This window comes from Symbiopectobacterium sp. (genome assembly GCF_051710365.1).
In the GTDB taxonomy this organism is placed as follows: Bacteria; Pseudomonadota; Gammaproteobacteria; order Enterobacterales; family Enterobacteriaceae; genus Symbiopectobacterium.
This window is the reverse complement of the sequence record NZ_JBPETA010000127.1, coordinates 1-9,856: the sequence shown is the minus strand read 5'-3', so window position 1 is coordinate 9,856 and position 9,856 is coordinate 1. Positions and strand designations below refer to the sequence as shown.

The window sequence follows — 9,856 nt, the reverse complement described above, 5'->3', positions numbered from 1 at the left end:
TCAGTATTGGTGACAGACCACCACAAGTATCCAACCTCAATTCTATTCACAAGACCATCGTTGATGTTCTCGGCGAGCGATACCGTCGAATTTATTCTTAAAGTAGGTGCGGAATGACGGATAAAAAGATTTGATACCCAAATAAAAGGGGACCACGGTGCTGGGTCCCCTCTTTTACCTCAGATACCGGCGGTATGCCCGCCAACAGGCACGATTTACTGTGCGCTGTCTCCATCCTGCGGCTCACGGTATTTGTCTGCGGTTTCTTTGATCAGTTGCTGCAATTCGCCACGTTGATACATTTCAATGACAATATCGCATCCGCCAACCAGTTCACCGTCAACCCACAGTTGGGGAAAGGTCGGCCAATTAGCGTATTTTGGCAGCTCAGCACGAATATCCGGGTTTTGTAAAATGTCCACATACGCGAAGCGTTCACCGCACGCCGACAGCGCTTGCACGGCTTGGGCAGAGAAACCGCAGCTCGGCAACTTCGGGGAACCTTTCATGTATAACAGAATCGGGTTTTCTGTAATCTGGCGCTGAATTTTTTCAATCGTTGTCGTCGTCATGCTTTTGCTTCCTCAAACGGTGTTTCTGCGAGCCATCACGGTGCCCTCTTCCTGTCGGAGGGATCGCACGGCATCATTATGTAACGGGGTATTATCGCACCATTGTCGCGTATGTGCTTTGTTATCCAAGCGATTGCAAAGCACATATACCGTTGCTTCATTGTAGCGAGAGCTGTCATGACAAAAAAAACGCCATTTTTTGTAGGGTTTTTCCTGTCGCCGTTCCCCCTAAGTCACCCTCGGTGAAATATGCCGCAATAAATGATGATATTTACAGCGGGAAAACAATTATTAACGTTTTCTCATGATTCTGTTAAGCGAAAAGGTGATTTCCTGCTTTTTTCTCATGCCGTTTTCGTGAATACTGTTCGAATTGAGTGAGTTAAGGATTGTATTCGGTCTCTTTTATCATGCGCGTATTTATTACTCTGATCTTCGTTTTCTTCAGCCATCTGTTTGTTAATGTTGCCCAGGCAGCTCCGCACACCAATGCGGAGAAGAAAGCCAGCGCCAGCACGGATGACAAACACCTGAAAAAAAACCAGACCACCAAAACCGCTAAAAAACCACAAACCCCACCAGAACCACCGAAGAAAAAGGCGACGCAGGAAAAAGCCAAAGTAGCGCAAAACACGAAATCCACCAAAACGACCGCCACTAAAAAGAGTTCTGCCGACGTTGAGACCAAGAGCACTGCGTCAAAAACCACGTCATCGCGCTACCATAGCGCAACGCCCGCAAAACTAGTAAAGGGGCTCAAAAAAGGCGCTGATGCCACTGAGAAGAAAACGGCGGCGATAAAACCAGGTGCCAAGAAAGCGGGCAAAGAGTTGGTGCTCAGTGAAGCGCATAAGCGCCGTTATCAGCATGCAAAAATGACGGCGATGAACAAGCTGATGGGTCAGATCGGTAAACCTTATCAATGGGGTGGTAACTCGCCCTACACCGGTTTCGACTGTAGCGGTCTGGTCTATTATGCCTATAAAGATGTGGTGAAGATTCCTATTCCGCGCACCGCCAATGAAATGTATCACCTGCGCGATGCTGCGCCCATCAATAAGGGTGAACTGGAGATTGGCGATCTGGTGTTCTTTCGCATCAATGGTCGCGGCACCGCCGATCATGTCGGGGTTTATCTCGGCAATGGCAAGTTTATTCAGTCACCGCGAACCGGTGCCGATATCAAGATCAGTAAGTTGAGCGAAGACTACTGGCAGGAACACTACATTGGTGCACGTCGCGTGGTGACACCACAAACGATTCGTTAATCGCCACATCGACGCGTTAGCGATAATAAAGACCAGGTGATGCTTATGCAGCCTGGTCTTTATTTTAATCGCGATCAGTTCAACACGGCAACAAAGTTAAATACCATGATCATGACTAACGCTCCAACTGTGGTCAGTAATGACATTTTCAAATCAGTATTCATTCTATCTCCTTGAAACACAGAAACGCGTGAAAATTGCCGCCGCACTGGATGCTCCGTTCTTTCCTGCACACCACTACCCGCAGCACAATGACGCCAAAAAAGCATTGTTACACATTTATAGGGAAAATCTCCGATCCCGGCTGCACTAATTAAATCAATTATCCCTTTCACTTTCACGGCAAATCAGCCAAAATTCGCAGTTTACCGTGCGCTGCGTCGGTGTCCGAACACGTCATCTTCGATGAGATCAACGCGTCCCCTTTAGGTACAAAGTATTTCGGCAGTCTCCTTCTGATATCCTGTTTATACCATCGGAAAGAGAACATTACGCAAAAGCAAACGATTAACAAACTATATACTGCCGTAACAAGTAGGTTCAGGAGTCATGTTTAGATGGCAACGATCAAAGATGTGGCAAAGCGTGCTGGCGTTTCAACAACAACCGTCTCTCACGTCATCAACAAAACACGTTTCGTCGCCGAAGAGACCAAAACGGCCGTGCGGGAAGCCATCAAGGAATTACACTACTCTCCGAGCGCAGTGGCTCGGAGCTTAAAGGTAAACCACACCAAATCCATCGGGCTGCTCGCCACCTCGAGCGAAGCACCCTACTTTGCGGAAATTATCGAAGCAGTTGAAAACAGTTGTTATGCAAAAGGCTACACCCTGATTCTGTGTAACTCGCATAATAACCTGGAAAAACAGCGAGCCTATCTTTCCATGCTGGCGCAAAAACGGGTCGATGGCCTGTTGGTGATGTGTGCGGAATATCCGCCTGAACTGCTGAGCATGTTGGCCGATTACCGCAGCATTCCTATGGTGGTAATGGATTGGGGTCAGGCACACAGCGATTTCACTGACACCATCATTGATAACGCCTTCGAAGGGGGATACCTGGCTGGGCGTTATCTGATTGAGCGCGGCCACCGCGACATCGGTGCCATTCCGGGTATTCAGGAACGCAACACGGGCAGCGGGCGTTATCTGGGTTTTCTCAAAGCCTTGCAGGAAGCGGATATCACGGTTCGCGATGAGTGGATTGTTCAGGGTGATTTCGAGCCGGAATCCGGTTACAAAGCCATGCACCAGATTTTGGCGCAGAAACAGCGCCCGACCGCTATTTTCTGCGGCGGTGACATCATGGCCATGGGCGCTATCTGCGCGGCTGATGAGTTGGGACTACGCGTACCGCAAGATATTTCCGTGATTGGCTACGATAATGTTCGCCATGCACGTTATTTCACCCCAGCCTTAACCACGATCCACCAGCCAAAAGAACGTTTGGGCCAATCTGCTTTTACCATGCTGCTCGATCGCATCACCAGCAAGCGTGAAGATGCGCAGATGATTGAGGTTCACCCAACGCTTATCGAGCGCCGTTCAGTGGGTGACGGCCCATTTCACGACTACCGCCGTTAATGTTTAAGACGATTTTCTTATATACCCTAAATAATTCGAGTTGCAGGACAAAACGTTAACGTTTTGAACAGCGCTTGCGCTGGCCCTTTAGGGCGAGGCTCATTTATGAGCGTCGTAACGCGGCAAATGAGGGAATCCCGAATCACTTACTTAAGTAAGTGATTCGGGTGAGCGAGTGCAGTCAACGCACCTGCAACTTGAAGTATGACGGTTATAGTACGTTGATTTGTAAATTCTATATGGCTGCATCAATCAATTTTGACTTGTCCTCTGATTGAAGCAGTCATACACTGTTTTTCATTCGGACAATATCCCTACATTTATCCTTATTATAACGAGCGCAGCACTGCGTATCAGGATATGTGCCCCTACGTGTTACCACGTACCGGCGTTGACACTTCATTCCCTCTGGGTATCCAGAGAGTAGACGATGGATGTTATGCCCGCTGCCGCTGTGCAACGGGCAAGCATAAACGGCTGCGCACGAATGCAACCGCTTACTATTTGAACAACGGGTAACCTGCCCGTGATTCGAACACGCTGCGCGCAAACCGCAGCGTTCGGGTTGATGAGAGACTGTCTATGCTGTTCCTTGCGGCGCTGTCTGGCAAGGTTGGGAGAAGTTATGAGTTCATCATATGTAGAGGAACTGGCAGAACATAACACGTCCTGGTTCCGTATCGTTCACGCGTTATTGGCGATCGCCGATATCAAAATCAATGGCTCACGCCCGTTTGATATCCGGGTACGTAACCCCGATTTCTACAAGCGCGTTCTGCGTGAAGGCTCCCTGGGGCTCGGGGAAAGCTATATGGACGGTTGGTGGGAGTGCGATCGTTTAGACTGTTTTTTTCGGCGTATCTTACGTGCAGAGCTTGAGAAAAAGGCCCCCCATCATCTCAAAGACATTTTGCACATTGTCGCTGCGCGCTTGATTAACTTGCAATCCCGCAAGCGAGCCTGGATCGTCGGCGAGGAACATTACGATCTGGGCAACGATATGTTTAGCCTGATGCTTGACACGCATATGCAATATTCCTGCGGCTACTGGAAAGAGGCCACGACCCTTGAGCAGGCGCAACAGGCCAAACTGCGCATGATTTGTGAAAAACTTCAGCTTCAGCCAGGCATGACACTGTTGGATATTGGCTGCGGCTGGGGCGGGCTGGCCGCCTATGCGGCACTCCATTATGGCGTATCGGTTTACGGCGTGACCATCTCACGTGAGCAGCAAAAACTGGCTCAGGCGCGCTGTAGCGATCTCAACGTCACCATTGAATTGCAGGATTACCGCGACCTTAACCGACATTTCGATCGCATCGTGTCTGTCGGCATGTTTGAGCACGTTGGACCGAAAAATTACGATACGTACTTTCGCGTCGTCAGCAAAAATCTCAAACCAAAAGGGCTGTTTCTGCTGCATACCATTGGGGCAAATAAAACCGATTCGCAGGTTGACCCCTGGATTAACAAATATATCTTCCCCAACGGCTGCCTGCCCTCCGTGCGCCACATTGCCGTACGCAGTGAACCTTATCTGGTGATGGAGGATTGGCACAATTTTGGGGCCGATTACGATAAAACCTTGATGGCCTGGCACGATCGCTTTGTCGCCAGTTGGCCACAGTTAGCAAACCGTTACTCACCGCGTTTTAATCGTATGTTCCGTTACTACCTGAATGCCTGCGCCGGAGCGTTTCGCGCGCGCAATATTCAACTGTGGCAGGTGTTGTTTAGCCCCCAAGGGATTGAAGGCGGCGTGCGTGTAGCGCGCTGATTTCGGTCAGCTTAACGCCGTACAGCCAAGAGTGTACGGCATTTTTTATCGCTTTTTCAGCTCAGGCTTCAGGCGCTCTGCACGGCATTTGCCGTTGCGGCCTCTTGTGCCTGACGCTGTGCCAGCACACGTTCAACCGTGTCGATCACAGCCTGAGTTTGTGGATCGATTTCGATATTGATCCGGTTCCCCAATCGCTTTTGACCAAGCGTGGTGCGTTGCAGCGTTTCGGGAATCAAATGCACGCAGAAACGGCTGCGAGTCACTTCACTCACCGTAAGGCTGATGCCATCAATCCCGATAAAACCTTTGTGCAGCACATATTTCATCTGCGATTCATCGGAGAGCCGGAACCAAATCTGGTGGTTGTTTTCCGAGGTAAGAATTTTAACCACTTCGGCCGTGCACATAATGTGCCCGGACATAACATGTCCGCCAATCTCATCGCCGTATTTTGCGGCACGCTCAATATTCACCAGATCGCCCGGCGTGATATCGCCCAGGTTGGTCAGGCGTAGCGTCTCTTTCATTAAATCAAAACTGACCCGATCGCCATCAATCGCCGTCACCGTCAGGCAGCAGCCGTTATTGGCAATCGAGGCACCTGTCACCAGGCCGGTCAGTAATTCGGGAGGAAGTTTTACCACATGCGTGCGGAAGTTCGTTTTTTCATCGATGGACACCACCGGCGCGGTGCCTTGAACAATACCGGTAAACATACGCTTGCCTCATAATAAATCAGTGAAATAACTGAATGCTACTGTGCCAGCCTCTCCCCCTACGCTACCGTGGCACGCCGCGAGGGAATAAAGGCTGACAAATCATTTTGCAGTTTGCCTCATAACGACTGGAAAACCAAACGTATTCCCGCCTTTGTCGCCTGACAAATCCGATAAGACAACAGAACCTCTCCATTGACACAATATCTTACAAATAAGTTGGTTTACTTATGCCAAGCCGCTACACTAGAACAACGTTCTGTCATCGATTGATTTTCCATCTCAGATGGATGGCTTCGAAAGCCATTTGTGCTCTTTATCTCGCTTGCGGTTGTTTACTTTCATTCATCCCAAACCCCCTGCTGGAAAAGCAACGCGCCACCTCACCGTGCTGCCGTATAACAGAAAGCGAGGCGGTATCGACGTCAGTTTTTCGTTTTAACAATTCAAGGAAGGTGTTTGCGTGCAGAAATATTTGTCAGAGGCGCGGAGCCTGTTAACGCTCGCGGTTCCTGTCATTATTGCGCAGGTTTCCCAAACGTCCATGGGTGTCGTTGACACCATTATTGCGGGTGCTTATAGCGCCACCGATACGGCGGCGGTTGCAGTCGGTACCTCCGTGTGGTTACCGGTCATCCTGTTTGGACATGGTTTATTAATGGCGCTCACGCCAGTGGTAGCCCAACTCAACGGCTCTGGCCGACGCCCGCGCATCGCCCATCAGGTTCAGCAGGCGCTTATTTTGGCCGCGATCGTTGCGGTTATCACCATGATAGTGCTGTATAACGGCAAGCATGTTATTGCCATGATGCATACCGACTCACAGGAGCTCGCGAATGTTGCCATCGGCTATCTGCACGTGATGCTGCTGGGAGTACCGGGCTATCTGTTCTATCAGGTGCTGCGCTGCCAGTGTGAGGGGTTATCCAAAACCAAGCCGGGCATGGTGATTGGCTTTATTGGCGTGCTGATCAATATTCCGCTGAACTACATCTTTATCTACGGCAAATTTGGCATGCCCGAACTGGGCGGTGTGGGTTGCGGCGTCGCGACAGCCTCTACCTATTGGATCATGATGCTGATGATGGCATTCTACAGTATGCACGCACGCTGGCTGCGCGATATAAAGTGGCAGCGCTGGCAGATTGATTTCTCCGCCATGCGGCTTCTGTTTTCGCTTGGTTTGCCCATTGCGCTCGCCCTGCTGTTCGAAGTATCGCTGTTTGCCATCGTCGCCCTGCTGATCCTGCCGCTCGGCGTGATTGACGTTGCCGGGCATCAGATAGCACTGAACTTCAGTTCTCTGATGTTCGTGCTGCCGTTGTCTATCGGCATTGCCTCGACGATCCGCGTTGGCCACCGGCTGGGGGAAGGCTCCGTGGAAGATGCGCGTGTTGCGGCCTACACCGGCATCGCGACCGGCGTGATGCTGGCCTGTTGTACCGCCATTTTCACCGCGTTGCTGCGTGAACAGATCGCCTTGTTGTATAACAAGAATCCCGAAGTGGTCGCTATGGCGGCGCAGTTGATGCTTCTGGCCGCGATTTATCAGATCTCAGACGCGGTGCAGGCTATCGGCAACGGCGTATTGCGTGGCTATAAAGACACGCGTTCCATTTTCTACATCACGTTCTTCTCCTACTGGATACTCGGTTTACCCAGCGGTTATCTGCTGGCAATGACCGATTATTGGGTGCCGCGCATGGGTCCTGCCGGTTTCTGGTGTGGCTTTATCATCGGACTCACTGCTGCCGCGATCATGATGGTGCTACGTATCCGTTATCTGCAACGCCAACCGCCCGGCGATATTCTGGCGCGCGCGGCGCTCTAGCCCTGATATCACCCAACGCAAGGGGCAGCACGCCACCGGTGTTGGGTGAAAAAAACGCAAAGTGAACACAAGCGCAGCAGTCGTGCGGTTCAACCGCATAAATGTTGCATTTGCGTCTTGCCAGCACCACGTTCACTCACTACTATGCACCTCGCACGGCAGCACAGGGCATTGCCCGCTGCTTTAGTTACCAGCCTCACAAAATGCGTTCTTAGCTCAGTTGGTTAGAGCACCACCTTGACATGGTGGGGGTCGATGGTTCGAGTCCATTAGAACGCACCATTTCTTGTTCCTCAGTGTTCTATTTATCACTCTGCTTCCAATCTCCTGAAGCCCGTCTCTGGCAATAACACCCGACATTTATCATCAAGAGACAAACCAAAGAGGTGGTCTGCGTAGGGATTGTGCTTTACACTGCGCGCTGCAAAAATAAGGTGATAAACGATTAGGTAGGCGGTAATGGCGATGAACGGAACGATCACAACCTGGTTTAAAGATAAAGGTTTTGGATTTATCAAAGATGAAAACGGCGATAATCGTTATTTTCATGTGATTAAGGTCGCCAATCCGGATCTGCTTAAAAAAGGCGCGACCGTCAATTTCGAACCCACAACCAATAACAAGGGTCTGTCGGCTTATGCCGTGAAAGTCGAACCGGAAAGCAAATACATTTATATCGCAGGCGAGCGCATCAAGCTTACCGCCATTAAATCCTTTCTGGTATTCAGCGAAGAAGTGTCGGCCGATACCCGCATTGATAAAGAAAATACGGTGCTTTCTGTGGGCGCGCTCATGGGAAATATCAGGCCGAAATCAACCGCTAAATCCAGTGACGTTCGTTCGATGAAAAAATTGGCGATCACCACCTTCCAGGGTTCGACGTTAATTTTCACGGAAGATGAAATAGACATTGAGGCAACGGTGAAACTGCTCAAGGTGTGAAGCCATTTCGCTGCCGTGTTCACTGCATCCCTGATGGCGTCCTCCAGATCCAAACGCCGTAGCGATCGGGCTTTGCGCCCGGTTACAGCCTCGGCGATTACAGGTATAATCCCACAAATTTTTCTACGGTTTCGAAACGACGATGACAAAACTCACCTTACAAGAGCAGATGCTGAAAGCGGGATTAGTAACCAGCAAAAAAATGGCCAAAGTTGAAAGAACGGCCAAAAAATCACGCGTTCAGGCGCGTGAAGCCAGAGCCGCGGTAGAGGAAAATAAAAAAAATCAGCTTGAACGCGATAAACAGCTCAGCGAACAACAAAAACAGGCTGTGTTATCTAAAGAGTATAAAGCGCAGGTGAAGCAACTGATTGAAATGAACAAAATCGACATTGCAAAAGGTGATATTGGTTTCAACTTCACGGATAACAATGTAATCAAAAAGTTGGTTGTGGATAAGCTGACGCAAACTCAGCTGATTAATGGCCGTCTCGCCATCGCGCGTCTGGTTATTGATAACAAGGGTGAGAGCCAATACGCAATTATCCCGGCGAGCGTGGCCGAAAAAATTGCGCAGCGCGATGCGAGCAGTATTGTTTTACACAGTGCGCTGAGTCAGGAGGCGCAAGATGAAGAAGATCCTTACGCCGACTTTAAAGTGCCCGATGATTTAATGTGGTAACTGACGCAGTAGGTTGTTGTGGCTTTACTGCATTTCACCACCTGACCAGAGAATGTTGGTGGTACTGACAAACACCTTGCCCCGTGGGGACGACGTATGAACAATGAAATACCCCTTAAATATTATGATATTGTGGATGAGTATTCGACGGAAGCCGCCACGTTGGTGAACGAGTCAGAGCGTGACGCTCTGACGCACTATTTCCAATTGCTGATCACTCGCTTAATGAATAATGAAGAGATCAGTGAGCAAGCTCAGCACGAAATGGCGCGTGAGGCCCATATCAACGAGCAGCGTATTGATGAGATAGCGACGTTTTTGAATCAATGGGGCAATGAGTAGTGTTGCACAGCACATAAACTGTATTAGTCGCGACTTGATCTGACACTGGACCTTGCAAGGTTGAGAGTTACCGGTTTTGATATGGGTGTCCAATCCTTATACAAAACACGAGGTAACTCTCATGATTCATACTAACAATC

Annotated in this window: 10 protein-coding genes and 1 tRNA gene; 8 read left to right on the top strand and 3 right to left on the bottom strand. The window is 49.8% G+C overall.

Annotated elements, in window-relative coordinates; translation table 11 throughout:
• Positions 1 to 215: 215 nt before the first annotated feature.
• Complete coding sequence (locus ACTBDZ_RS12025) at positions 216 to 572, bottom strand: Grx4 family monothiol glutaredoxin (RefSeq protein WP_438815485.1); 357 nt, start codon at positions 570 to 572, stop codon at positions 216 to 218.
• A gap of 410 nt (positions 573 to 982) precedes the next feature.
• On the opposite strand from ACTBDZ_RS12025, the gene ACTBDZ_RS12020 reads away from it, so the two are divergent.
• Complete coding sequence (locus ACTBDZ_RS12020) at positions 983 to 1,840, top strand: C40 family peptidase (RefSeq protein ID WP_438815486.1); 858 nt, start codon at positions 983 to 985, stop codon at positions 1,838 to 1,840.
• A 74-nt stretch (positions 1,841 to 1,914) separates the two neighbouring features.
• Here the strand turns inward: ACTBDZ_RS12020 and ACTBDZ_RS12015 are convergent, their stop codons facing one another.
• Positions 1,915 to 2,181 carry a cytochrome bd-I oxidase subunit CydH gene (locus ACTBDZ_RS12015; RefSeq protein ID WP_438815484.1) on the bottom strand — a complete coding sequence of 89 codons (267 nt, stop codon included), beginning with the start codon at positions 2,179 to 2,181 and terminating at the stop codon, positions 1,915 to 1,917.
• Between the two features lie 216 nt (positions 2,182 to 2,397).
• Between ACTBDZ_RS12015 and purR the strand changes: the two genes are divergently transcribed.
• Both purR and cfa read left to right on the top strand, forming a co-directional pair.
• Positions 2,398 to 3,423, top strand: a complete 1,026-nt coding sequence (purR, locus tag ACTBDZ_RS12010) for an HTH-type transcriptional repressor PurR (protein WP_438815483.1) — start codon at positions 2,398 to 2,400, stop codon at positions 3,421 to 3,423.
• A gap of 625 nt (positions 3,424 to 4,048) precedes the next feature.
• The gene (cfa, locus tag ACTBDZ_RS12005; protein WP_438815482.1) at positions 4,049 to 5,200 is read left to right on the top strand and encodes a cyclopropane fatty acyl phospholipid synthase; all 1,152 of its coding nucleotides are present in this window, start codon (positions 4,049 to 4,051) and stop codon (positions 5,198 to 5,200) included.
• A gap of 68 nt (positions 5,201 to 5,268) precedes the next feature.
• On the opposite strand, the gene ACTBDZ_RS12000 is transcribed toward cfa, so the two are convergent.
• Positions 5,269 to 5,919 (bottom strand): riboflavin synthase subunit alpha, encoded by a 651-nt coding sequence (locus ACTBDZ_RS12000; RefSeq protein ID WP_438815481.1) that lies wholly within the window; start codon positions 5,917 to 5,919, stop codon positions 5,269 to 5,271.
• A gap of 463 nt (positions 5,920 to 6,382) precedes the next feature.
• Between ACTBDZ_RS12000 and ACTBDZ_RS11995 the strand changes: the two genes are divergently transcribed.
• The 5 genes from ACTBDZ_RS11995 (at position 6,383) to ACTBDZ_RS11975 (ending at position 9,716) form a co-directional block, all read left to right on the top strand.
• On the top strand, positions 6,383 to 7,750 hold the full coding sequence (locus ACTBDZ_RS11995; RefSeq protein ID WP_438815480.1) for an MATE family efflux transporter: 1,368 nt from the start codon (positions 6,383 to 6,385) through the stop codon (positions 7,748 to 7,750).
• Between the two features lie 205 nt (positions 7,751 to 7,955).
• Positions 7,956 to 8,032, top strand: a tRNA-Val gene (locus ACTBDZ_RS11990).
• A gap of 177 nt (positions 8,033 to 8,209) precedes the next feature.
• A complete protein-coding gene (locus tag ACTBDZ_RS11985) occupies positions 8,210 to 8,692 on the top strand; it encodes a cold shock domain-containing protein (protein WP_438815479.1) in 483 nt (160 codons plus the stop codon).
• Positions 8,693 to 8,834: 142 nt separating this feature from the next.
• Positions 8,835 to 9,374 (top strand): DUF2058 domain-containing protein, encoded by a 540-nt coding sequence (locus ACTBDZ_RS11980; RefSeq protein ID WP_438815478.1) that lies wholly within the window; start codon positions 8,835 to 8,837, stop codon positions 9,372 to 9,374.
• Between the two features lie 96 nt (positions 9,375 to 9,470).
• Positions 9,471 to 9,716 carry a DUF2543 family protein gene (locus ACTBDZ_RS11975; RefSeq protein WP_438815477.1) on the top strand — a complete coding sequence of 82 codons (246 nt, stop codon included), beginning with the start codon at positions 9,471 to 9,473 and terminating at the stop codon, positions 9,714 to 9,716.
• Positions 9,717 to 9,856: the final 140 nt, after the last annotated feature.